This window comes from Ralstonia sp. Ralssp110, assembly GCF_047325135.1.
Lineage (GTDB): Bacteria > Pseudomonadota > Gammaproteobacteria > Burkholderiales > Burkholderiaceae > Ralstonia > Ralstonia mojiangensis.
Window position 1 is genome coordinate 193,802 of sequence record NZ_CP168609.1, and the last position, 24,353, is coordinate 218,154.

Consider the following 24,353-nt stretch of genomic DNA (forward strand, 5'->3'; position numbering starts at 1 on the left):
GACCGAAAGACGGACGGGTACCGGGGTTCCAACTGGCGCACGCAGAGGCGCTGGTTTATAGCAATAAGCGATAGACGCATCGAGACAGCATCAGTAACAAGGAGGAAACACCATGACAACCGAAGCAACGGTTGCGCGAGCGCCCGCTGGGACGGACGCCACTGCCGCAGCCAACTCCGGCGGTTTGTTCCGCTGGTACCGAGAGATCTCCACGCAGGAGCGCCGTACGTTCTGGAGCTGCAAGGTGGGCTACGCGCTCGACGCGATGGACACGCAGATCCTGAGCTTCGTCATCCCTACGTTGATCGGCGTGTGGGGCCTTTCCAAGGCCGATGCGGGGTTGATCGGCACGTGCACGCTGCTGGCATCGGCGGCGGGCGGCTGGGTAGCGGGCATCTTGTCAGACCGTATCGGGCGCGTGCGCGCGTTGCAGATCACCATCCTTTGGTTTGCCGTGTTTACCTTCCTGTGCGGCCTCGCGCAGAACTACGAACAATTGCTGATTGCCCGCACGCTCATGGGCTTCGGCTTTGGCGGGGAATGGACGGCTGGCGCGGTGCTGATCGGCGAGGCCATTCGCTCGCAGGATCGCGGCAAGGCCGTTGGCATGGTGCAAGCGGGGTGGGCGCTGGGGTGGGGCGCGTCGGCATTGCTGTATGCGTGGTTCTTCAGCGTGATGCCGCCTGAAACCGCATGGCGCGCGTTGTTTCTCGTGGGGATCGTGCCGGCGGTGTTCGTGTTCTTCCTGCGCCGTCTGGTGAAAGAGCCGGAGGTGTTTCAGGAAGCGAAGTCACAAGCCGCCGAGCGTACGAGCTTCTTCGAGATTTTCTCTCCGCGGCTATTGAGCACCACGCTGCGTGCCGCCGTGCTGACCACCGGTGCGCAAGGCGGCTACTACGCCATCACCACGTGGCTGCCGACGTTCCTGAAGACGGAGCGCCATCTGACCGTGCTGGGCACGGGCGGTTATCTGGCCGTGGTGATCATCGGTTCGTACATCGGCTACCTGACCAGCGCGGTGCTGACTGACCGCCTTGGCCGCAAGCGCAACTTCATCCTGTTTGCCGTGGGCTCGATGGTGGTGGCGCTGGCCTACACGCAGCTGGAGGTGACCGACAGCACAATGCTGCTGCTCGGCCTGCCGCTGGGCTTCTTTGCCTCGGGCATCTTTGCGGGCATGGGCGCCTTCCTGACCGAGTTGTTCCCGACGGCGGTGCGTGGTTCCGGCCAGGGCTTTTGCTACAACGTTGGCCGGGCTGTGGGCGCGTGCTTTCCGTTCCTGATCGGGCAGGTGAGCGCGCATTCGTCGCTGGGGCATGCCATTGGCATCTTCGCGGCGGGCGCCTATGGGCTGCTCATCGTGGCAGCACTCACGTTGCCGGAGACACGCGGCCGCGAACTCGAATCGATTTAACTCCTGTGCTTCCCCCAAAGTGCACAGCGCGCGGCGTTTGGAAGACGCCGCGTTTTTTTCAGATAAATCGGTATACCCCACTAATGGGTGGGAATAATTTATCCTTTTTGTGTTTTCATTTGCGTTGCAATTACGCATGCTTCGACTTCAAGAAAAGCCGAAGATGAAACGCAGATTGATTCATCGATAATCCGCGTTCAGGCAATCAACCTGCTGCAACGCCAATGTCAGTGCGGATCCGCGCCTTGCGGACAGTTTCAGCAACGCACGTGATCCTTCATCTCATTTTCTCCGTTAGCGCCCGTTATTTCCGGCACCCCCTAAAGAAGGGGTAATCCTAGTCAGCCTTTCTGTTTAAAAAAACGAGGGGTGGCGGTAATGGCGTGTTCATTGAGAAAATTGCGGCCTGCACGACGCCCGGTTTCCCCGCCCCCACGGTCGCATAAGAACAAGAAGGAGGCACGGAGGAGGCGTCACCCGATTCCCTTCGTCAGTCCTGTGTGCTGTATGTGCGTCTGCGATGCGCATGCCGTGCTTCTTTCTACCCGGCTATGAAAATTCTCTCCGTTTTCGGCACACGGCCCGAAGCGATCAAGATGGCGCCGCTCGTCAAGGCGCTGGCCGAGCAGTCGGCCATGGAGTCCGTCGTCTGCGTGACGGGGCAGCACAAGCAGATGCTGCAGCAGGTGCTGGACCTGTTCGACATCACGCCGCAATACGACCTGGAACTGATGACGCAGAACCAGACGCTGAACGGACTGAGCGCGCGCCTGCTCACGGCGTTTGATGACGTGCTGGAGACGGTGCGCCCCGACCGCATCCTGGTGCACGGCGACACGACCACCGCGATGATGTCGGCCATGGCGGCGTTCCACCGCCGCATTCCCATCGGCCACGTGGAAGCCGGCCTGCGCACAGGCGACCTTTACCAACCGTGGCCGGAAGAGATGAACCGCCGCACCATCGACGTGTGTGCCGATCTGCTGTTCGCCCCGACCGATTCGTCGCGCCGCAACCTGCAGGCGGAAAACCTGGGCGGCCGCATCCTGGTGACGGGCAATACCGTGATCGACGCGCTGCTGCAGACCACCCAGCGCATCCTGAAGGACGACGCCTTCCGCGCCGAGCTGGATGCGCATTTCCCGTTCCTGAAGGACGACCGCAAGGTGCTGCTGGTGACGGGTCACCGCCGCGAGAACTTCGGCTCGGGCTTTGCCAACATCTGCGAGGCACTGGCCAAGCTGGCGCGCCGCGACGACATCCAGATCGTCTACCCGATCCACCTGAACCCGAACGTGCGCGGGCCCGTGCAGACCGCGCTGGCAGGCCTGCCGAATGTGCACCTGATCGAGCCGCTGGACTACGCCCGCTTCGTGCGCCTGATGCAGCGCGCCCACGTGATCCTGACCGACTCGGGCGGCGTGCAGGAAGAAGCGCCGTCGCTGGGCAAGCCGGTGCTCGTCATGCGCAACGTGACGGAGCGCCCGGAGGCCGTGCAGGCCGGCACCGTGCGCCTGGTCGGCACGGAGGTGGACAGCATCGTCGGTGCCGTCAGCCACCTGTACGACAACGACGACGCCTGGCGTGCGTTCTCGCAGCGCCTGAACCCATATGGCGACGGGCTCGCCTCGCAGCGCATCGTGGCCGCCTTGGGCTGTGCGCATGTCCAGGAGTTTCTGGGCGAAGAACTTCAAGCGGCCTGACGGCCGAAGGCAACGAAGACCATGTCCACGCTTGCGATCGATATCCTGCTGGTGCTGGCGTTCTGCATCATCACGCTGCTCGTCGTCTACACCGCGCGTCACTACCTGTTCACACTGAACCGGCTGTTCGGCCGTCAGCGTCAGCCGTACCTCGATATTGAACAGGGTGTGTGGCCGAGCGTGGTCGTCTGCGTGGCGGCGCACAACGAAGAGCGCGTGATTGCCGATTGCCTCAACGCGCTGCTGCTGGTGGATTACCCGCGCGACAAGCTGACCATCATGCCGGTCAACGATCGCTCCAAGGACCGCACGCGCGAGATCATCGACGAGATTGCGGCACGCAACCCGGGCCGCTTCCAGTTGTTCCACCGCACCGAAGGCCGGCCCGGCAAGGCGGCTGCGTTGCGCGATGCCACGCAGTTGATCGACGCCGAGATCATGATCGTGTTCGATGCCGACTACCTGCCGGCGCGCGGGCTGATCAAGCAACTCGTGGCCCCGTTCTTCGACCCGGAAGTGGGCGCCATCATGGGCCGCGTGGTGCCGGTGAATGCCGGCGCGAACCTGCTTACGCGCCTGCTCGATCTGGAGCGCTCCGGCGGCTACCAGGTCGACCAGACTGCCCGCATGAACCTGGGCTTGGTGCCGCAGTACGGTGGGACCGTGGGGGGTATCCGCCGCCGCGCGTTGGACGATATCGGCGGCTGGAACATCGACACGCTGGCCGAAGACACCGATGTGACGTTCCGCCTGCTGCAGCACGGCTGGAAAACGGTCTACCAGAACCGCTCCGAATGCTACGAAGAGGTGCCCGAAGTCTGGCCCGTGCGGCTCAAGCAGATCAGCCGCTGGTCGCGCGGCCACAACCAGGTGATGGTGCAGAACATCCGCAAGCTGCTCGCCAATGACCGCATCAGCCGGCTTGAGCGGCTGGACGGTGCGTTGCTGCTGCTGATCTTCGTCATGCCGATGGTGCAGCTGGCCGGCTGGGTGGTGGCGGTCATCCTGTTCTATGCGGCGGCGCAGTCCATCGTCTCGGGCTGGATTCTTCTGGCGGCGCTGCTGTGCTATGGCGGGCTGGGCACGAATGCGGCCTTCTTCGAGATTGCGGCGGCCACCTACCTCGATGGCCATCGCAACCGTATCCGCTTGCTGCCGCTGAACCTGTTCGGCTTCCTGGTCAGCATGATGACGATCGCGCGCGCGGGTGTGACGCAAGTCATCGACGCCGTGAAAAAGCGCGAACTGGTGTGGGACAAGACCGAGCGCTTCCGCACGGAAGCCGCGGGCGTGGTCAACATCATGGCTGGCGAGGTGCCCGTGCACACCGGCCCGGAGGGCACATGATCGGAAGCGTGCTGCTGCTGAGCGGCGCGGTTGCTGGCCTGCTCGTACTGCCGTTCCTGCCGGCGTTGTCGGAATGGCTGCGTCCGACCGACTCCGCGCCGTTGCCGATGCGGCGTGACCAGCCGAACAATCTCACCTTCTTTGCCAACAGCTTCCGCCGCCGGCTGCAAGAGCAGTACGGCGTGGATGTTGATGCCATGCGTGCCGAAGGTGCCGCCTACGAGGTGCCCGTGAGCGCAGAACTGAGCGTGGGGCGCGACCCGCGCGGCCGCCCCGCAGCCGAGCAGTCGGGGCTGGCGCGCATGCTCGACAAGGTGAACCACATCGTCGTGTTCCGGGGCAACGCGTGGCTGGGCCCACGCAGCCGCGTGCGTGCCGACTTGTATGTCGAGCAGGATGTCGAAGTCGAGCGCGATACCCGCCTGCGTGCCTGCCTGGCCGAGGGCGATATCGAACTGGGCGAGAACGTGGTGGTGCAGCGCTGGGTGCATGGCCGTAATGTGCGGTTGCTGCCCAACGTGCGTGTCGAAGGCCGTGTCACGGCGGAGGACCGCATCGAGATGGCCGCCCCGGCGCGCTTCGAGCGGGCGGGCGCCGGGGAGGTGATGTTTGGCGACGTGCGCAGCGCAGCGCAGCCGGTCGGTTTGCCGAAGCCGGCCACGGAGCGGCGCGTGCTCGACGGCGATGCCACGCTCGCGGCCAACGAGGCAACCGATTGCGACTACGTGGTGCGCGGCGATTGCCGCGTCGCGGGTGGCATGGCGCTCCAGGGCAGCATCAAGACGCACGGGCACCTGCGCACGGGCGATGGCGTGCGCATCGCGGGCACGCTGTCGGCGCGCAAGAACCTGGAAATCGGTGCGGGCAGCGCGGTGCTGGGCCCGCTCATCGGCTTTGAAGACATTGTGCTCGGGCCGAACTGCCGCATCGGCCGCCCCGATGCACCGACCACGCTCGTCTGCAACCGCCTGTTCGTCTCGCCGGGGTGCGTCGTGCACGGCGTGATTACCGCGCACGAGTTTGCGCGTGTGGAAGGGTAAGGAGGTGCGCATGATCACGTTCTGGCGCGTTTGCGTTCGCCGCTGTGGCGCGGTGCTGGCCGGGCTTGTGCTGTCGGCTGCCGCTGCGCACGGTGCCACGATGTTTGAAGACTTCACCACGCCCGACGGGGCCATGACCGTATTCGCCCAGGGCGATTACGTCGAGCCCTACGTCGCCATCGAAGCGCTGCTGGTCGCGCACCGCCTGGGTGCCGACGTGCAAGCCCCGGCGGTTGGACTGGCCAATTGGTTGCTGCCGTATCAACAGCCCAATGGAACGTTTCCACGCCTTTGCCGCAATGGCACAGACGGCTGGGCCGCATGTGGCCACGCCGACGCGGATGACTCGCAAGCGGTGTTCTGGTGCCTGCTCGTCAATGAGGTCTTGCATGGTCCGCCGCAACTGCTGGCGAGCTGCAGCCTTGCGTTGATGCACCTCGCCACCCTGTGGGACCCGAAGCGCGCGACGTTCCAGGCATTTGCCGATCGGCCCGAAGCCTACTTTGCCGACAACGTGGAAGTGGCCGGGGCACTCAAGCACTTGCGCGCCGACCCCAAGGCATCGTTGCACTACACGCTGGAGCTGGCCGCGCTGCCCACACACAAGCAGATGATGGACGGCCTTGCGCATGCCTATGGTTACCAACGGAATGGCGCGCTGGAACCCGCACGCGTGAGCCTGCCGCCCACGCCCTACGGCTTCTATCCGACGGCGGTTGCGCCGGTCTATCCATGGGTGCATGACCTGGAGACCGGCTCCGCCGCCCAGCGTAAATGGGCGGTGTGGAAGTTCCGCTACGGGCAGACGTGGCTGTCGGGCAAGGCAGACCCGTTCCCGTGGGGCCTGATCGCCTGGGCTGCCTACACGCTGGGCGATACACCGACCGCGCAAAAGTGGCTGCAGGCCGCGCCGCAATGGCGCGCAGCCGGCCGCTGGAACTTGATGGAAGAGGGCGCGCTGATCGGGCTCTCGCATGCACTGGCTGTTTCCCAATGAGCACACCTTCCAAGCGCATCGACTGGCGCAAGCACCTGACCAGTCTGCTTATCCTGATTGCCTTTGCGGCCTGCGCGCTGCTGCTGGCACGCAACCTCAGCGCCGGCCCAGGCCGCCCGCAGACCGACGACATCGTGCTGGTGGTGCCTGACAACTTCGGGCAAGACAACCGCATCTACGTGCAGGCGTGGGAAGACGCCGCACTGGAAGAGGGCTTGCGCCTGCGCACCATGTCGGCGTCGGATTTCGTGCGCCACGGGTTGAATGGAGAGCGCGTATTTGCCGGCGTGATCCTGCCCGACACCGTGCACCGGTCGATGACCACCGCGCTCGTCAACCAGATCAGCCAGTTCGTGCAGGACGGCGGCGCACTGATGCAGGTGTACGACGCCGGCATCCTCAACGAAAAGGGCTTCTACGAGGATGGCGCCTCGCGCATGTCGACGCTGGCCGGCGTGCAGTACGGTTTCTATTCAACGCTGCGCGAAAAGATGGCCAGCCAGGCCACCGTCTATGGCCAACCCGATGCGATGGTCGATCTGCATATTCCGCCGGGGCGCTGGATTGTGTCGAATGGGCGTGCGGTGCTGTCGGGCTACGGGCAAGACATGCTGCAGTACCCGACCCTGCGCACGCAGGGCGACTACGTCGGCAAGGTGCTGCTGCGCTCCGAAGACAACTCGATCATCGCGGGCGAGCGCACCGTGGGCAAAGGCCACGTGCTGTTCGTCAACCTGCCGCTGACGTATCTGAAGCTGCGTACCGACGGCGTGCTGATGCACGGCTTCCTCAGCTACTTTGCCGGCCACGTGCTGGAACAGCCGCGCCTGTCGCCGGCGCCGCAGGGTGTGGGTGGCCTGGTGCTGAACTGGCACTGCGACGCCCGCATCTGTATTGACGCCACAGACAAGCTGATTGAAGACGGCGTGTTCAAGCGCGGCCCGTTCAGCTTCCACATCACCGCCGGCCCTGACCAGCGCCAGTTTGGCGACGGCTTGGGCGTCAACCTCGCCCACAACCCCGCCTTTGTGGAAGTGGTGCACGGCCTGATGAAGCAAGGGCACGAGGTGGGCAGCCACGGCGGCTGGATTCACGACTGGTTCGGCCTGAACGTGACGGAAGAGAACCAGGCCACCATGGAGACCTACCTGCAGAAGAACGCAGACGCCATCGAGGCACTGACCGGCAAGCCGCAGACCGAGTATTCCGCGCCCACAGGCAACCAGCCCGAATGGGCGACGCGCTGGCTGGACGAGCACAACGTCAAGGGTTATTACTTCACCGGCAACATCGGCCAGGGGCCGACGCGCACGTATCGCAACGGCCGGCGCGACGAGCACATCTGGTCGTTCCCAGTGCAGACGTATGGCCAGTACGCGACCATTGAAGAAGCCGACATGGCGCACATTCCGGAAGCGGAGATTGCGGCGTGGCTGACTTCGCTGGTGAAGTTCACCACCGACTCCGGCGAGATCCGCCTGATCTACTTCCACCCCCCCGGCGCGGTGCGCTACCTGCACGCCATTGACGCACTGATGGAAGCCGCCGACGCGGAAGAGGCGCGCAAGCGCTTCCGCTGGCACACCATCACGCAGATGGCCGAGTTTGCCGAGCGGCGTGAGAAGACCGTGTGGCACACGACATCGGAGCGCGGCGACGTGCGCGTGATTGCTGAGAATCCGGAAACACTGAACGACCTGACATGGCTGTTCCCGGCGGATCGTTATGCCGAGCCGCGTGTGGAAACGGGCCAGGCCAGCATCGTCAGGGAGGGAAACAACTGGCGGGTGGTGGCAGGCGCCGGCACCAAGCTCGCCATTGCTGCCAAGTTGAACACGGGCAGCTAAGCACGAGACAACAAGCAGAAAGGGCCGCCGCCGCGCATCAAAAAAAGGCCGGCGCCCGCTGTCAATAACAGACGGGGAAATACCAGCGTGAACCGAACTCCAATCGCGTGGATGGCGGCGGCTGCCATCTGCGGCATGACATTGCCAGCGGTGTGGGCACAGGCTGCCGAGCCGGCCGCCGCCCACGATGCCGCCGCCAAGCCCGCGGAAGGCGCGGAAGGGGCACAACCGACGCAAGCGACAGAAGCGGCACAACCCGCCGAAGCGATGCAACCGGCAGAGCCGGCAACACCGCAAGAAGCCGCAACGGAAGCAGAACAGCCGGTTGCACAGGAAGGTGCCGCCCCGCCGGCGGATGCGACGGCGTTGGCCGCAACGCCTGTGCCGACGCCCGGCGCCACCGCGCCCACCGTGCCGGAGCCGCTGCCCGAACCCTACGCCCCGGAGCGCGCCGCCATCGAGGCCGTGCTCGACACCGGCCGTATGAGCGACGGCTTTGGCGGTGCCACGGCAGTGGCCTTGCGCGGCATGATGGTCACCTCATATGGCATCTGGCAGGCCGAGCTGGATCGGCAGAGCCGGTTTGGTTTTGCAGGCCAGTACGGCGCGCTCTCGCTCACGCGCGATCTCTCGGAGGATTACTACGTTCTCGTCGGTGCGGGCACAGGCAACAGTGAGCTGTTTTCGAAGTGGCGTGTGGATGTGGCGGGCTATCGCAAGTTCGGCCCGGACCGCCGTTTCGTGGCCGGCATCGGCGCTTACTACGCGCAGGGCCAGGACAGCGTGCGCAATGACCAGGGGCTGGTGCTCAGCTCGCTGGCGTATTTCCCGTCGGTCGTGCTGGAGGGCGGTCTGCGTTTCAACCGGGCCAATCCCGGCATGGTGTTCGGCCCGAGCCAGTACATTGCTGCCACGATCGGCAACGACGAAAAGCGCGCGCTCGTGCTGCGCGTGGAGCACGCCCGCGAGGCTTACCAGGTATTGACCACCGGCACCGAGCGCGCGGACTACAACAGCATGAGCTACGCCATCCAGTGGCGCGAGCGTGTCGCGCGTGATCTGCTGCTCATCATCGGCGCGCAGTACTACCACAACCCGTTCTACAACCGCACCTACGGTGAAATCGGCTTCCGCTGGAGCTTCCGATGAACGCCAAGCCCATCGAAGACGGGCCGGCCGACGACCTGCCCACCAAGCGCCGATTGCGCGGGCATGAGCCCAAGCGGGTGATCGGCTATCGCGGCGATCGCATCGTCATGCACCGCGCGATGCGGCGTCTGGCGTTCCCGCTCTCGCGCTGGATCGATGTGCTCGGGATTCCGCTGGCGCTCACCGCCGGCTACTGCGCGCTCTGGCCAACCGTGGCGCGTCTGTGGGAACGCATCATCGGTTTCTGGAGCGTGGCACTGGAAGGGCAGGTTCGCGTGGCGGCCGTGAAGGCGCTCGTGCCGGGCTTTGGGGCCATTCCGTATCCGCACAGCGATGCCGCGTTGCCCACTGCCGTGCAATGGCTGGTCGGGATGATCGTCACGCTGGCGTTGCTGTTCGGCACCCGCTTCATCGGCGGCCGTGCGTTGCCGCTGGCGTACTGGCTGCGCTTTATTGGCGTGGTTCAGGCGAGCGCCCAGTTCTACTTCTTCATGTGGCCCGCGAGCTTTCCGTATGACGGCGGAGGGTCGATCGGCTCGCTCACGCAGGCGTCGGTCGTGGTTGTGCTGATCACACCGTGGCTCTATGCGCTGATCTACAACGTGCTGGACTTTGGCCTGATCCGCAAGCTGGTGTTGTCCGTCATGGGCATGGCGTATCTGACGGTCTTCATTCCGTTTCAGTACACGCTGGCATCTGTGGTGCTGCTCAAGGGGTCGATGCTCTGGTACCCGCAGATCTTTCTGCTGTGGGCGGTGTTCCTGCAGTTCGGCACGCTGGTCGGCTTCTATGCGTGGGCGATGAGCTGGAACGCGCGCGGGGCCAGAGGTTCGCGCTGAACGCACGAAAAAAAAAAACGCGGCCGAAGCCGCGCAGATCTCGCTTTCCAGAGAGAGAGGAGAGAAATTCTTACTGCTGCGCCACCGTTGCGGGCTGGGCTGCGTTAGACGCGTTGGCCGGTGCGGCTGGCGGCAGATCGCCCCAGCCGCCGCCCAGCGCTTTGATGAGCCCCACCGTGGAGTTCATGCGGCTGCCGGCCAGTTGCACGCCGATACGTTCGGCGGACAGCATGTTGCGCTCGGCATCGATCACGTCCAGGTAGTTGACCGACCCCGCGTTGTAGCGCGTGCGCGAGAGTTGCGCTGCACGCGTGGAAGCGCGTACGGCATCGTCCTGGGCCTTGGATTGGTCGGCCAGAAGGCGCAGTTCCGACAGGTTGTCTTCCACCTCGCGGAAGGCGACGAGCACGCTTTCGCGGTAGTTGGCAACGTTCTCTTCGTACGCCGCACGCGCTTGCTTCACGCCAGCACTGCGTGCGCCCCCGTCAAAGATCGGCAGCGACAGCGCGGTGCCCACCAGCGGCCCGAGAATCCACGTACGGCTGCCCCACTTGAGCAGGTCGCCGATGTCGTGCGACTCGTAGCCGAAGCCACCCGTGAGTTGCAGTTGCGGGAAGAACGCCGCACGCGCCACGCCAATGCGCGCGTTGGCAGCAGCCATCGAGCGTTCCGCCGCGGCTACGTCGGGGCGGCGTTCCAGCAGGGCGGAAGGGAGCCCGGCCGGTACGCGCACGTCGGCAGATTGCAGGGGGTCGGTGCCCATCGTGAAATCGGCCGGTGCCTTGCCCAGCAGCGTTGCCAGTGCATGCTCCAGCACCGCGCGACGACGTTGTACGCCGATGCGGTCGGAGCGTGCCGTGGCGAGTTCTGCATCGGCGCGGGCAACGTCCAGCTCGCCAATGTCGCCGGTGTTGAAGCGGCGCTGCACCAGCTTGAGCGCCTCTTCACGGCCGACCAGCGTGCGGGACAGCAAGGCCTCTTCCGCATCCAGCGTGCGCAGGCTGAAGTACGTCTGCGCCACGTCGGCCTGCAATGAGAGGCGGGCGGCACGGTACAGCGCTTCGACACGCTCGGCATCGGCGCCGGCGGCATCGATGTTGTTGCGCACGCGGCCGAACAGGTCGACCTCATACGCCACGGTGGACTGCGCACGCCAGTACGTCTGCGGCTGCACGGGCGCGCCAACTGGCAAGCCAGCCGATGCCGCCGACGCCCGCTGGCGCGTCGGGCCGAAGCCCGCATCCAGTTCCGGGAACAGCGATGCACGGTTGGCCTGCACGAAGGCACGCGCCTGGTTCACGCGTGCGGCTGCGGCGGCCAGTGTGGGGCTGGCTTCAGCGGCCTGCGCTTCGAGCTTGTCGAGCGTCGGGTCGTTGAAGATCTTCCACCACGCGCCGTCGGCGGGCAGCGCGGGCTCGGCGGTCTTCCACTTGCCTTGCTCGCCTGCGGCCAGCGGTGCGTCCGCTGGTTGTGCAGCTTCCTTGAAGGCGTTGGGTGTGCCAACGTCCGGCTTCTCGTAGGTCGGGGCGAGCGAGCAGGCCGCGAGGAACAGCGCGGCGGCCAGCGCCAGCGGGGTCCAGCGGCCCGACCGCATGGCCGGACCTGTTTGTTGTTGTGTCGACGCGTTCATAACGATGTCTTGATGAGTGTTGACCTTAGTGCTGGGTCGACGGCACGGGCAGCGCACCATCCAGGTCCAGATCACGATCGGGTGCATCTTCAGAGCGCTGGCCACGGCGTGCCGCCAGCGTGCGCAGCAGCACGTAGAACACCGGCGTGAGGAACAGGCCGAACAGCGTCACACCCAGCATCCCCGCGAACACGGCCACGCCCATGGCATGGCGCATTTCCGCGCCGGCGCCGGTCGACACCACCAGGGGCACCACGCCCATGATGAAAGCGATCGACGTCATCAGGATCGGGCGCAGACGCAGGCGGCAGGCCTCGATGGCGGCTTCCACGATGGTGCGACCCTGCAGCTCAAGCTCGCGCGCAAACTCCACGATCAGGATCGCGTTCTTGCACGCCAGCCCCACCAGCACCACCAGACCGATCTGCGTGAAGATGTTGTTGTCTCCATGCGAGACCCACACGCCCAGCATGGCGGCAAACAGGCTCATCGGCACGATCAGGATCACGGCCAGCGGCAGCGTCAGGCTTTCGTACTGGGCAGCCAGCACCAGGAACACCAGCAGCACGCAGATCGGGAAGATCCACACGGCCGAGTTGCCGGCCAGGATCTGCTGATACGTCAGATCCGTCCACTCGAAGCGCACACCCTTGGGCAGCGTTTCATGCGCGATGCGTTCCACTGCCGCCTGTGCCTGACCCGACGAGAAGCCCGGCGCGGGGCCACCGTTGATGTCGGCAGCGGTGTAGCCGTTGTAGCGCACCACCATGTCCGGCCCGAAGCCTTGCGAGACGCGCAGCAGCGATGACAGCGGAACCATGTCGCCAGCGGCGTTGCGCGTCTTCAACTGCAGGATGTCTTCTGCATGGGCGCGGAACGGCGCGTCTGCCTGCACCTTGACCTGATACGTGCGGCCGAAGCGGTTGAAGTCGTTCACGTACAGCGAGCCCAGGTACACCTGCATGGTGTCGAACACATCGGTCACCGGCACGCCAAGCTGCTTGGCCTTCACGCGGTCCAGGTCTGCGTTCAACTGCGGCACGTTGATCTGGTAGCTCGAGAACGACGGGCCCAGCTCAGGCGTCTTGCGTGCCTTGGCCATGAAGGCCTGCGTGGCGGCAAAGAGCTGCTCGTAGCCGACCGAGCCGCGGTCTTCCAGTTGCAGCTTGAAGCCACCCACCGTGCCGAGGCCTTGCACGGGCGGCGGCGGGAACACCGCAATGAAGGCGTCCTTGATGGCGCCGTATTGCTGGTTCAGCTGCCCTGCGATTGCCCCGCCCGACAGGTTGGGCGTCTTGCGCTCGTCAAATGGCTTGAGCGTGACGAACACAATGCCGGCGCTCGGGCTGTTGGTGAAGCCGTTGATCGACAGGCCCGGGAAGGCCACGGCGCTTTCCACGCCGGGGTGCTTGAGGGCGATGTCCGACATGCGGCGGATCACGTCTTCCGTGCGGTCCAGCGATGCACCGTCCGGCAGTTGCGCGAAGCTCACCAGGTACTGCTTGTCTTGCATCGGCACGAAGCCGCCCGGCACCTTGTTGAACAGCAGCGCAGTCGCACCGATCAAGGCCAGGTAGATGCCCAGCATCACTGCCTTGCGGCCGATCACGCGCGACGTGCTGCGGCCATACGATTCCGATGCGGCACCAAACACGCGGTTGAACGGGCGGAAGATCCAGCCGAGGCCCTTGTCCATCGTGCGCGCCAGCCAATCCTTTGGCGCGTCATGGCTCTTGAGCAGCAGGGCGGCCAGCGCCGGCGACAGCGTGAGCGAGTTGAAGGCCGAGATGACGGTCGAGATGGAGATCGTCAGCGCGAACTGCTTGTAGAACTGACCGGTCAGGCCCGTCATGAAAGCCAGCGGCACGAACACGGCAATCAGCGTCAGGGCAATGGCGATGATGGGGCCGCTCACCTCGCGCATGGCCTTGTAGGTGGCCTCGCGTGGCGATAACCCTTCGGCGATGTTCCGCTCGACGTTTTCCACCACCACGATGGCATCGTCCACCACGATCCCGATCGCCAGCACCAGCCCGAACAGCGACAGCGCGTTGATCGAGAAGCCGAACATCAGCATCAGGCCAAACGTACCGATGATGGACACCGGCACCGCCAGCAGCGGAATGATCGACGCACGCCACGTCTGCAAGAACAGGATCACCACCAGCACCACAAGCGCCACCGCTTCCAGCAGCGTGTGCGTGACGGCTTCGATACTCGAGCGGACGAACTGCGTCGGGTCATAGACGATGCGGTAGTCGACGCCTTCGGGAAAGTCTTCCTTCAGCTCGGCCATCGTCTTGCGAACGTCATCCGAAATCTGCAGCGCGTTGGAACCCGGCGCCTGGAAGATCGGAATGGCCACCGCCTGCTTGTTGTCCAGCAGCGAGCGCAGGCCGTATTCCGATGCGGCCAGCTCGATGCGGGCCACGTCACGCAGGGTCGTGACGGCGCCGTCGGGCGAACTCTTGAGGATGATGTCGCCGAATTCCTGCTCGGTCTTCAGCCGGCCCTGCGCGTTGACCGACAGTTGCAGATCCGTGCCCGGCACCGAGGGCGAGCCGCCGATCACGCCAGCTGCCACCTGCACGTTCTGGTCGCGGATGGCCTTGACCACTTCGTTGGCAGTCAGGCCGCGCTCGGCCACCTTGTTCGGGTCGAGCCATACGCGCATCGAGTAGTCACCCGAGCCGAACAGCTGCACCTGGCCCACGCCGCTGATCCGTGCGAGACGATCTTTGACGTTCAGCACCGCGTAGTTGCGCAGGTACGTCATGTCGTAGCGGTCGTTGGGCGACAGCAAGTGCACCACCATCGTCAGGTCGGGGCTGCTCTTGACGGTCGTCACGCCCAGGCGTTGCACCACGTCGGGCAGACGCGGCAGCGCCTGCGACACGCGGTTCTGCACGAGCTGCTGTGCCTTGTCCGGGTCGGTGCCCAGCTTGAAGGTGACCGTCGTGGTCAGGTTGCCGTCGCTGTTGGCTTGCGACTGCATGTAGAGCATGTTCTCGACGCCGTTGATCTGCTCTTCGAGCGGCGAGGCGACGGTCTCGGCAATCACCTTCGGGTTGGCGCCCGGGAACTGCGCGCGCACCACCACCGAAGGCGGTACGACCTCGGGGTACTCCGAGATCGGCAATCGCCAGATCGAGATGATCCCGATCAGCAGGATCAGCGTGGATAGCACGCCCGCAAAGATCGGGCGGTCCACGAAAAATTTAGAGAAGTTCATGGCTGTGAGCGATGAGTTTCAGTCGCGATTTAGCGCAATCGGTGCAATCAGGCGCGGTCGGCCGGAAGACGTTGGGCGTTGGCTGCGGTCTTGGCGTTGGCGGGCTTGGTTTCGGCCTTGGCGGCGGGCGCGGCGGGTGTTTCGGCTTTGGCTTCGGCGGGCGCGGCGGGGGCTTCGGGCTGTGCACCGGGCAACACCACGCGCTTGGTGACCAGGCTGTCCATGGTCACCGCGTTGGGTGCCACGGCGTCGCCCGGGCGCACGCGCTGGATACCGTTCACGACGATGCGGTCACCCGCCTTCAGGCCCGACTTCACCACGCGCAGGCCGTCAATGGAGGCGCCCAGCACAACCGGGCGATAGCTCGTCTTGTTGGCGGCATCCACCACCAGGACGAACTTCTTGTCCTGGTCCGTGCCGATGGCCTTGTCGCTGATGAGGATGGCGTCGTGCGGTGCGCCGGTGCTCATGCGCACGCGGGCGTAGAGGCCCGGCGTGAGGCGGCCGTCGGCGTTGTCCAGCGTGGCGCGCACGCGGATCGTGCCCGAGCGCACGTCCAGCCGGTTGTCGACGGACTGGATCACGCCTTCGCGCGTGTAGCCGTCTTCATTGGCCAGCCCGATGTAGACCGGGGTCTTGGCGCCCTGGGCGGCCTTGGCGGAGTAACGCAGGTAGCTTTGCTCATCCGCATCGAACGCCACGTACATCGGCGAGACCGACACCAGCGTGGTCAGCACCGGCGCAGCGCCACCGGCAGAGACGACGTTGCCGACGGTGATTTCTGCGCGCGACACGCGGCCTGCGACCGGCGCCACGATGTGCGTGTACTCCAGGTTCAGCTTGGCGGCGTCCAGCGCGGCAGCGGCGCCTTGCAGGTTGGCCTGTGCCTCGCGTGCGGCGTTTTCCTTCTCTTCGAACTCGCGGCGCGCGATGGCGTTGTCGGCCACCAGCTTTCGTGCACGGTCCAGCTCCGACGTGGTGTAGGCCACGCGCGATTTGGCGGCCGTCAGCGCGGCTTGCGTGCGGGCGACTTCGGCAGCGTAGGGGCGCGGGTCGATGGTGAACAGCGCGTCGCCCTTCTTGACGATGCTGCCGTCCTTGAAGTGGACGGCGGTGACGGTGCCGCTCACCAGCGGGCGGACTTCAACGCGTTGAACGGCTTCAATGCGGCCGGAAAACTCGTCCCATTCGGCCACGTTCTTGGCCAGGACCGGCGCCACATCGACCGGCGTGGCGGCGGGGGCGGCGGCGGGCTGCTGCGATGCGCCGGCACTGGAGACCAGACCGTAGGTGCCCACAGCTGCTACGCCGAGCACGGCGGCAACCGAAATGGCGAGTGTGCGTTTGGACAGGCTCATGATGACTCTCTCGATTTTGTTGGGTAAGCAAAGAGAAAAAGACTGGATAAAAGCGCTTTGGCCGCAGCGTAGAAACACGCGGGCGGCCTCGCACTCCGTTTCTTGTTGTATGGGTTCAGCCAGGCGTCTCCGCGGTCGGGTCGATGGAGGTGCGGTCCTTTCGATCCGCACGTGCACGGCGTTTGCGTGGCGCAGCCGCTTGACGTGTCATCCCGAGGTGCCAGCGCAGGAAGCACGTCATCTCGTCTTGCGCCACCGCGCTCATGGCAATCGAGTCATGGCAGGCCTCGTTCACGCGCACGACTTGCGTGACGACGCCCGCTTCAATCAGGCACGCGGCATAGCGCTCGGCTTCCGTGCGCAACAGGTCTTGCGGCGCGGTGAGCAGCAGGGCAGGGGGCAGGCCCTGCAGGCGGCGCGATTCCACCGGTGCGGCGTAGGGGTGCACGCGCTCGGTCGGGCGGGGCAGGTATTGGCGATAGCAATCGGCGCAGACTTCGGCCGAGTTGTCGGCGTCGGCCAGGTGGTCGGGACGCACACGGGCCATGGTCGGATCGAGCATCGGCGCGATCAGGACCTGCGCGCGCAGGTTGGGGCCGCCGCGGTCGCGCGCAATCATCGTGAGCGCGGCAGACAGGTTGCCGCCGGCGTCATGCCCGGCCACCGCCATGCGGCGACGGTCAATACCCCATGCACCGGCATGGTCTGCCATGCAGCACAGCGCGGCGTACACATCTTCGGGCGCGGCCGGAAAAGGTGCAGCCGGAGCGAGCGAATAGCCGACCGTGACCACCACTGCCGGCAATGTGGCGGCCAGGAGGCGCGCCGGCGCATCGGCATCGTCAATCGAGCCGCGTACGAAACCACCGCCGTGCAGGTACAGCACGCCGGGGCGGCGCAACGGCGCGGCGGCATCGTCGGCGTGCATTTCAGGGCGGAACACCCGCAGGCGGATGCGGCTGGCGTAACCCTGCGTCCAATAGTCTTCGGACGTGACCTCGCGCGGCAGCGGCCCCGCACCAGCCGTTTCCTCGCACGCAGAAGCTTGCTCAGGCAGCTTGGATGCTGCACTGCGCAATTTGTTATTCAGTGCAACATTTGTGGGGGCGGACGTTGCGTACGGCCGTGCTGGACGAACAGCGGCTGAAGCCGCATCGCTGGTCAGCGAGCGATCCGAAACAACGAGGCGCGGCGGAGAAGAACCCATGATGTCAGGCGGGGCTTACCTTTGCGGATAACCCGGATATCGATGGGCTGAATGATGGTGATTAGACGACCGCGGATAAATGCCTATAATCAGACATCACTATTAGTTGCAGCCGAACAATCAAAATTTGCGGTTGTGCTACAAAGTGTCATTGCTCGAGGCCGATCTTGTTGCACTGCGAAAACCCGTAGTCGCCGCCTTCCTGATCGCGCCTCATGCTCAGAGCGCGTTGCGTTTCTCGAGCACAAGCAGACCCCTTGATTCCACAGGTCCGGCGCATTGCCCGTTTTGATTCGGGCAGTGCGCCCGCCCCGTGGAGTCCGTCCTTAAGGAGCCGCAGATGGATCGCTTGCAGGCCATGCAGGTTTTCACGCGTGTCGTGGAAGCCAGCAGCTTCACCAAGGCTGCCGACAGCCTTCAGTTACCCCGCGCCACGGTGACGAACCTGGTGCAAAGCCTTGAGGCGCATCTCGGCGTGCGCCTGTTGCACCGGACCACGCGCCGCGTCAATGTCACCGCCGATGGCGCTGCGTACTACGAACGCTGCGTGCGTCTGCTCGGCGATCTGGAAGAGACCGAGGCCGCGTTTTCACAAAGCGCATCGGGCGCACGCGGCACCCTGCGCATCGACGTGCCTGCGTCGATTGGCAAACGGTTGCTCGTGCCGCGCATTCGCGATTTTCACGAGGCGTACCCCGATCTTCAGCTGGAGATCGGCATGAGCGACCGCACTGTCGACCTCGTGCAGGAGGGCGTGGATTGCGCCGTGCGTGGCGGCGAATTGCAGGACTCCAGCCTTGTCGCGCGCCGCATCGGCCAACTGTCGATGGTCAATTGCGCCTCGCCCGAATATCTGGCCCGCTGCGGCACGCCCCTGACGTTGGAAGACCTGCAGGACCACACAGCGGTGAATTACTTTTCTGCGCGCAATGGCCGCCGCATGGACTGGGATTTCGTGATCGACGGGCAGAAGCAGATCCACAAGGTGCGCAGCATGGTGTCCGTCAACGATGCCGAGTCGGCCGTGGCATGCGGCCTGCATGGCCTGGGGTTGCTGCAGACCTCGCGCTTCCTGGTGTACGAGCACCTGATGTCGGGCGCGCTGGTGGAGGTGCTGCCGGATCATATTTCCGAGCCGGTGCCCATCTCGGTGGTGTATCCGCACAACCGGCATCTGTCGCCCAAGGTGCGGGTGTTCGTCGACTGGGTGGCGACGCTGTTTGCCGACCATCCGTGCCTGCAGCTCAAGGAAAATCCCCGGCTGCAGATTGTTAGCGCCGCCTGAACAGTTATTTCTGAAAAGTCGCATTTATCAGGCGGGAGCAACGATCTATTCTGCCCTCCAAGCGCAACAACGAGCGCAAACGAACAAGGAACAGATCATGAACTCCCGCCTCTTCTCCGCTTTTTCCCGCCGCGCCGTCCTGGCTATGGTGGCCACCGTATCGGCTTCCGCCGCGCTGCTGTCGCAGCCTGCAACGGCTTCCATCCAGCCCAACTTTGACGCACCGGCCGCGACGCAGGCGGGCCGCTTCGACCCATACACCCAAGGCGCCGACCGCCAGGCAGACACCTACGGCTATCTGTCGTGGAAGAACGATCGCTTTGATCCGTACAGCCAAGGCGCGGATCGCCAGGCCGACACGTATGGCTACCTGTCGTGGAATGGCGATGCGAGCTATCCGAACGGTGGCGCTGCATCGCGCGCATAAGCCGCGCACCAACTGAATTTCTCCTCCTCCCTGTTTGCGGCGTGACTTCACCGGTCACGCCGCATTTTTATTGGCGCGAGAACCGGGGCGCCAGGGCGCCGATGTTGGGTTGGGAGTATCGTGGCAGGCATGCAGACCGTCATCCTCACGTTCGATTCCAGTCTGGCGCCGCTTCTTCCGATGGCGTTGCGCGGGCATCCCGTTGTGCGCGCGTGGGCAGAGGGCGCCACGCTCAAGCACGCCATCGAGGCGCTTGGCGTGCCGCATACCGAAGTGGGGCAAGTGCTGGTGGATGGTGCCCCCATGGGGCTGGAGGCCATGTTGCCCGGCCGGGGGCACGTTGCCGTGTCAGCCGTGGAGCCCCTGTTGCCGACCGCGCCGCTGCATTTTCTGTGCGACGCCCACCTGGGGGCCACGGCTCGGCTGCTGCGCATGGCGGGCTTTGACACCGCCTACGACAACAACTATGCCGACGCGGCCATCGAAGCGCTGGCCCTGGGCGAAGACTGGATCGTGCTCTCGCGTGACCGTGAGCTTCTCAAGCGACGCGGCATCCGCCGGGGCGCATTCATCCGCGCGCGGGAGCCGCAGGCGCAGATGCGCGAAATCGTCACGCGCCTGCGGCTGGCTGATGTGGCCAAGCCGTTCTCACGCTGTCTCGAATGCAATGTGCTGCTGCGGATGCTAAGCCCGGAAGAGGCTTCCGCCAGCGTGCCGCCGCGCGTGCGCGAGCGCCAACGCCTCTTTAGCACCTGCGATGTCTGTCGGCGTATCTATTGGCCCGGTTCGCACTGGGCACGCATGAATGCCGTATTGGCCGACATGCTGTCGCCCCAGGCCGACGCATCGTCAGACATACCGGAAGCCGCCGAGCGTATGTCGCGTACTGGCAGCGCAGGCGCCTGACGCGCCTGATTACTGCGACGACGCGTTGCGCAGGTCGGCCACAAACCGCTCGCGCCAGATGGTGAGGTTGGCGGCCCGCAGCCGATCCATCATGTGGGCGTAGCGCGCCTTGCGCTCTTCCAGTGGCATCGTCAATGCGCGGTTCAGTGCCTCGGCCATGCCGCGCGTGTCGTACGGGTTGACGATCAGCGCGGCATCCAGCTCGCGCGCCGCGCCGGCAAAGCGCGAGAGCACCAGCACGCCCGGGTCTTCCGGGTCTTGCGCGGCCACGTATTCCTTGGCGACAAGGTTCATGCCATCGCGCAACGGCGTGACATAGCCGATCTGCGAGCTGCGGAAGAGCGCCATCAGCACGCGCCGTTCGTATTGCTTGTTGATGTAGCGGATGGGCGTCCAGTCCAGCTCGGAATGCTTGCCGTTGATGCGGCCCGACTCCGCCTCCAGCCGCTGCCGGATCTGCTGATAGCTCTGCACATCCTGACGCGACGTTGGCGCAATCTGGATGAAGGTCACGTGCCGGCGGTGGTCCGGAAAATCGTCCAGCAACTGCTCGAATGCTCGGAACCGTTCAGGCAATCCTTTTGAATAGTCGAGCCGATCCACGCTCATGATGAGTCTCGGCGGCTGCTGGCCTTGACCTTGCCCCTGACCAACGGCGCGCTCGCCGCGCGGGCTCGCATGCCGCGTGAATGGATTGCGCCGCGCCAGCGATGCCTTGGCTTGCTGCGCAATCTCGTCCGGGTGCACACCGATCGGGTAGACCTCGGCACGCAGCGTGTGCCCGTAGGCGTGCACGGGGCCGTTCTGTTCCTTCTGTTCGATATAGCCCCGCGCCTCGCGCTCGATGTAGTCGTAGAAGGCGACGCGATCGGTCTCGGTCTGGAAACCGACCAGATCGTACGCACAGAGCGCCCGTATCAGGTCTTCATGCGGCGGAATCGTCGTCAGGATTTCCGGCGACGGAAACGGAATGTGCAGGAAGAACCCGATGCGGTTGGTCAGCCCCAGCGCGCGGCACTCCGCAGCAAACGGAATCAGGTGATAGTCGTGCACCCAGAGGATGTCATCAGGCTGCACCAGCGCCTTGAGCTGATGCGCAAACTGCGCATTCACGCGGCGGTAGCCGTGGTACTCCTGGCGCTCGTAGCGGGAGAGATCCACGCGGTAGTGGAAGATCGGCCACAGCGTCGCATTGGCAAAGCCGCGGTAGTACTGGTCGTAGTCTTTGCGGTTCAGGCCGACGGTGGCGTAGGTGATGTTGCCCTTGGTGACGATGTTCGGCTCGTGCGCGATTGTGTCCGAGCTGGTGGTCGCAGTTTCACCGCTCCAGCCAAACCAGATGCCGCCGGTTTCGCGCAGCGCGTCGAACACACCCACGGCCAGGCCGCCGGCCGTCCCCTGGCCTTCGGCAACGGGCGCAACGCGGTTGGAGACCACAATGAGTCGGCTCATGCGGCACCTCGCTTGGGCGGGGCCGTAAGCGTTGTCAGCCATGCGCGCAATGCCGCGGCGTCTTGCACGCGCCAGCGCGCCTGGCTCGGGCCTGCGCCCACCTTGATCGACCAGCCCTCCAGCGCATTGACGGCATCGAAGGCGCTTTCATCGGTCAGGTCATCGCCGGCAAACAGCACGGTGCGGCCCATGAAGGGCGGCTCGGTCATCAGGGTGTGCACCACGTCGCCCTTGCTGGCGCCGCGCGGCTTGAGTTCGACAACCATCTTGCCGGCCTGCAGGCGCACGTGGTCGGCATAGCGGCGCGCGAGGCGGTCAGCCACCGTCAGTACGGCGTTTTCAGCCTCTGGTGCGTGGCGGTAGTGCAGGGCGAAAGCGATGCCCTTGCTCTCCAGCACCACGCCGGAAAACTGCGTCGACAACTGTGTGAGTTCGGCGCGCAACTCGCTCTCCAGCCGCGCGAGCGCATCGGTGTCGGTGTTCAGGCGGACGAAGCCGCCGTCTGCATAGCGGCGTTCGGCACCGTGCACACCGGCGATGACGAGCCCCGGCAGCGACAGACGAGACTCCACGTCGTGCACCGTGCGCCCGCTGATGATCGCCAATGCGCCCCCGCTTGCGGCGTGCAGCGCGGCTAGCGTTTCACGCAGCGGCGCGGAGACATGCACGGCATCGGGCTGCGGCGCGATGTCGACGAGCGTGCCATCAAAGTCCAGGAGGAATGCCGTTTGGCCCAGATCGAGCGAGGGCAGCGGCGCTGCGTTGGCAGAAGACTGAGGAGAGACGTTTTTGGACAAACCGGTTCTTGGGAATGTGCGTGATGCGCCTTTTCACGCAAGAACCGGGCCGAGCAGAGGGCGGCGGCACCACACGTTGTCATTTCGCCATTCTTCGCGCGCGTGGCGGGGGCGGTGTGTGTAAAAACGGAAGCAGGATGCAAATCCTTCACAGGCCTGCCGCCGTAACGGCCTCAACTGTGGAACCACCCGTTGACCGTGAAGCGGCCATCCTCCATGCGGCCCGATGGCACGCTCACGGGCCGCAGTTCGTGCATGAGGAAGCTCGGGAACACGATCAGCCGATTCTGCACGGGCGCGATGTCGACGAAATCTGTGGTTTCGCGCCAGCGCCGGCCATCGGTGCGCGATGCATAGAGCCGCAGGTCGCCGCCTTCAAACGTCTTCGGTTCGCGGTGGAAGTAGTAGATGAACGTGACGCGGCGCGTGCGCAACTGCGCATGGGTGTTGTCGTTGTGAACCTTGAAGAATTCGCCATGGCCAGTCACGGTGAGCTGCACTTCCAGGCGCTGAACCGGAAACGGCGCGATGCGCAAGCGCTCGAAGATGTTGTCGGCACAGGCGAGCAGACGCTCCTCGAACAACGCCACGATGGTTGGCTCGTCGTAGCGCACGCGCGATCTGCGGATGTCGAGTTCGACGCCGCCGCCGGCCGCGTTGAGTACGGCAGAAGGTCGGAATGCGGCCGGGTCCGCCAGCGCCGCTTCGCGCACGAGCTCGAGTTCATTGGGCGGCAGGAATTCGTCGCATGACGCCCACCATGGCGGATGGACGAGTTCCACCGGTAACAGGTCGGGCCAGGATGCCGTCGGCAAGTGCTGTGGTTCGAATTTCAATTGAGCGACCCACGAAAGTTGAGGTTGACGTAGTGCAGCAGCAGCGAAGTCGAGATGTGTCCTTCGGGCAAGGCCTCACGAAAATGGACCACGCGCGGGCCGGCATAGACGAGCGCATCGCCCAGGCTTTGATAGACCAGCACTTCGGCATCGGGCAGGCCCAGACGGATGGGCCACGAGGCTTCGAGCGTCGGTTCGGGCGTGTAGTCCACGGCGATCGTCAGGCTGTATTCACACTGCGGCCGGTCGACATGCCGGTGCAGGACCGCGCCCTGCGTATACGCCGCAAGGTAGGCGTACGACGGTTTGACCGGGGCGCCCACCACGTGCGAGATCAACGGCGTGAGGCGCGCCTGCAGCGTTCGCAGCATCGGATCATTGTGGGCGCGGTATCGGCGCGGCACTTGCGGGTCGCCAAACCGGATGGCGCCCGAGCGTACGCCGTGACGGAGGTAGCGCCGCAAGACTGCCACCTCGTACGGGTGCAGGGCGTCGGTCACCACGCCATAGTTTTCCCGTGCGAACGACGCCCGTGCGGCTTCGAGCGCCGGCACCTCCGCGGCATCGATTTGAGTTTGAGCGGCCGATACCAGCACGCCAGCGTCAACGAGCACGTTATGCATGAACGGGTCCATTGACGGGGCGACGTCGCCGGGCTGCATCCGCCGCAGGCTGCTCCAGACATTCGGGCTGACGGCGAAGGTGCGCCCGATGCGACGGTCAGGGTCTTCAACATGCAGCAGCCAGCCTTGCTCCGATTGCCCAAAGCGCAGCCGCGGATTGATACGCAGCGGCTGATCCGACATCGCGCGGGCGCGGATGCGCTGCACCGCTGCGCGCGGTGCGAGAACGTCCGGCTGATAGTCAAGCATGGGGGCGATCACGCT

Annotated in this window: 19 protein-coding genes; 11 read left to right on the top strand and 8 right to left on the bottom strand. The window is 65.0% G+C overall.

Annotated elements, in window-relative coordinates; translation table 11 throughout:
• The first annotated feature begins 112 nt into the window (after nt 1-112).
• The 8 genes from ACEN9T_RS01525 to ACEN9T_RS01560 all read left to right on the top strand — a co-directional run bounded on the left by ACEN9T_RS01525 (nt 113) and on the right by ACEN9T_RS01560 (nt 10,336).
• A complete protein-coding gene (locus ACEN9T_RS01525; RefSeq protein ID WP_413706211.1) occupies nt 113-1,414 on the top strand; it encodes an MFS transporter in 1,302 nt (433 codons plus the stop codon).
• 551 nt (nt 1,415-1,965) lie between these two features.
• Nucleotides 1,966-3,117 (top strand): non-hydrolyzing UDP-N-acetylglucosamine 2-epimerase, encoded by a 1,152-nt coding sequence (gene wecB, locus ACEN9T_RS01530; RefSeq protein ID WP_413706212.1) that lies wholly within the window; start codon nt 1,966-1,968, stop codon nt 3,115-3,117.
• Nucleotides 3,118-3,138: 21 nt separating this feature from the next.
• Nucleotides 3,139-4,464, top strand: coding sequence for a glycosyltransferase family 2 protein (locus ACEN9T_RS01535; protein WP_092971959.1), 1,326 nt, complete (start codon nt 3,139-3,141; stop codon nt 4,462-4,464).
• The gene (locus tag ACEN9T_RS01540) at nt 4,461-5,504 is read left to right on the top strand and encodes a hypothetical protein (protein WP_413706213.1); all 1,044 of its coding nucleotides are present in this window, start codon (nt 4,461-4,463) and stop codon (nt 5,502-5,504) included. The genes ACEN9T_RS01535 and ACEN9T_RS01540 overlap by 4 nt, the downstream gene beginning before the upstream one ends.
• A gap of 10 nt (nt 5,505-5,514) precedes the next feature.
• Nucleotides 5,515-6,501, top strand: coding sequence for a hypothetical protein (locus ACEN9T_RS01545; RefSeq protein ID WP_413706214.1), 987 nt, complete (start codon nt 5,515-5,517; stop codon nt 6,499-6,501).
• Nucleotides 6,498-8,348 carry a polysaccharide deacetylase family protein gene (locus ACEN9T_RS01550; protein ID WP_413706215.1) on the top strand — a complete coding sequence of 617 codons (1,851 nt, stop codon included), beginning with the start codon at nt 6,498-6,500 and terminating at the stop codon, nt 8,346-8,348. The genes ACEN9T_RS01545 and ACEN9T_RS01550 overlap by 4 nt, the downstream gene beginning before the upstream one ends.
• A gap of 87 nt (nt 8,349-8,435) precedes the next feature.
• Complete coding sequence (locus tag ACEN9T_RS01555) at nt 8,436-9,497, top strand: YaiO family outer membrane beta-barrel protein (protein ID WP_413706216.1); 1,062 nt, start codon at nt 8,436-8,438, stop codon at nt 9,495-9,497.
• On the top strand, nt 9,494-10,336 hold the full coding sequence (locus tag ACEN9T_RS01560; RefSeq protein ID WP_413706217.1) for a hypothetical protein: 843 nt from the start codon (nt 9,494-9,496) through the stop codon (nt 10,334-10,336). The genes ACEN9T_RS01555 and ACEN9T_RS01560 overlap by 4 nt, the downstream gene beginning before the upstream one ends.
• A 70-nt stretch (nt 10,337-10,406) precedes the next feature.
• Here ACEN9T_RS01560 and ACEN9T_RS01565 read toward each other — a convergent pair whose 3' ends face one another.
• The 4 genes from ACEN9T_RS01565 to ACEN9T_RS01580 all read right to left on the bottom strand — a co-directional run bounded on the left by ACEN9T_RS01565 (nt 10,407) and on the right by ACEN9T_RS01580 (nt 17,763).
• Nucleotides 10,407-11,966 carry an efflux transporter outer membrane subunit gene (locus tag ACEN9T_RS01565; RefSeq protein ID WP_413706218.1) on the bottom strand — a complete coding sequence of 520 codons (1,560 nt, stop codon included), beginning with the start codon at nt 11,964-11,966 and terminating at the stop codon, nt 10,407-10,409.
• Between the two features lie 25 nt (nt 11,967-11,991).
• On the bottom strand, nt 11,992-15,198 hold the full coding sequence (locus tag ACEN9T_RS01570; protein ID WP_092971954.1) for an efflux RND transporter permease subunit: 3,207 nt from the start codon (nt 15,196-15,198) through the stop codon (nt 11,992-11,994).
• A 47-nt stretch (nt 15,199-15,245) separates the two neighbouring features.
• Nucleotides 15,246-16,556, bottom strand: coding sequence for an efflux RND transporter periplasmic adaptor subunit (locus ACEN9T_RS01575; RefSeq protein WP_413706219.1), 1,311 nt, complete (start codon nt 16,554-16,556; stop codon nt 15,246-15,248).
• Nucleotides 16,557-16,671: 115 nt separating this feature from the next.
• Nucleotides 16,672-17,763: an alpha/beta hydrolase gene (locus ACEN9T_RS01580; protein WP_092971952.1), complete on the bottom strand. Its 1,092-nt coding sequence runs from the start codon at nt 17,761-17,763 to the stop codon at nt 16,672-16,674.
• 340 nt (nt 17,764-18,103) lie between these two features.
• On the opposite strand from ACEN9T_RS01580, the gene ACEN9T_RS01585 reads away from it, so the two are divergent.
• The 3 genes from ACEN9T_RS01585 (at nt 18,104) to ACEN9T_RS01595 (ending at nt 20,381) form a co-directional block, all read left to right on the top strand.
• Nucleotides 18,104-19,048: a LysR family transcriptional regulator gene (locus ACEN9T_RS01585; protein ID WP_092971951.1), complete on the top strand. Its 945-nt coding sequence runs from the start codon at nt 18,104-18,106 to the stop codon at nt 19,046-19,048.
• A 97-nt stretch (nt 19,049-19,145) separates the two neighbouring features.
• Nucleotides 19,146-19,475, top strand: coding sequence for a hypothetical protein (locus ACEN9T_RS01590; protein ID WP_252694223.1), 330 nt, complete (start codon nt 19,146-19,148; stop codon nt 19,473-19,475).
• Between the two features lie 129 nt (nt 19,476-19,604).
• Nucleotides 19,605-20,381 (top strand): Mut7-C RNAse domain-containing protein, encoded by a 777-nt coding sequence (locus ACEN9T_RS01595; protein WP_092971949.1) that lies wholly within the window; start codon nt 19,605-19,607, stop codon nt 20,379-20,381.
• Between the two features lie 9 nt (nt 20,382-20,390).
• Here the strand turns inward: ACEN9T_RS01595 and otsA are convergent, their stop codons facing one another.
• The 4 genes from otsA to ACEN9T_RS01615 all read right to left on the bottom strand — a co-directional run bounded on the left by otsA (nt 20,391) and on the right by ACEN9T_RS01615 (nt 24,350).
• Nucleotides 20,391-21,833 (bottom strand): alpha,alpha-trehalose-phosphate synthase (UDP-forming), encoded by a 1,443-nt coding sequence (otsA, locus tag ACEN9T_RS01600; protein ID WP_413706220.1) that lies wholly within the window; start codon nt 21,831-21,833, stop codon nt 20,391-20,393.
• A complete protein-coding gene (gene otsB, locus ACEN9T_RS01605) occupies nt 21,830-22,630 on the bottom strand; it encodes a trehalose-phosphatase (RefSeq protein ID WP_092971948.1) in 801 nt (266 codons plus the stop codon). The genes otsA and otsB overlap by 4 nt, the downstream gene beginning before the upstream one ends.
• A 173-nt stretch (nt 22,631-22,803) precedes the next feature.
• A complete protein-coding gene (locus ACEN9T_RS01610; protein ID WP_413706221.1) occupies nt 22,804-23,445 on the bottom strand; it encodes a 2OG-Fe(II) oxygenase in 642 nt (213 codons plus the stop codon).
• A gap of 17 nt (nt 23,446-23,462) precedes the next feature.
• A complete protein-coding gene (locus ACEN9T_RS01615; RefSeq protein WP_413706222.1) occupies nt 23,463-24,350 on the bottom strand; it encodes a hypothetical protein in 888 nt (295 codons plus the stop codon).
• Between the last annotated feature and the right edge of the window lie 3 nt (nt 24,351-24,353).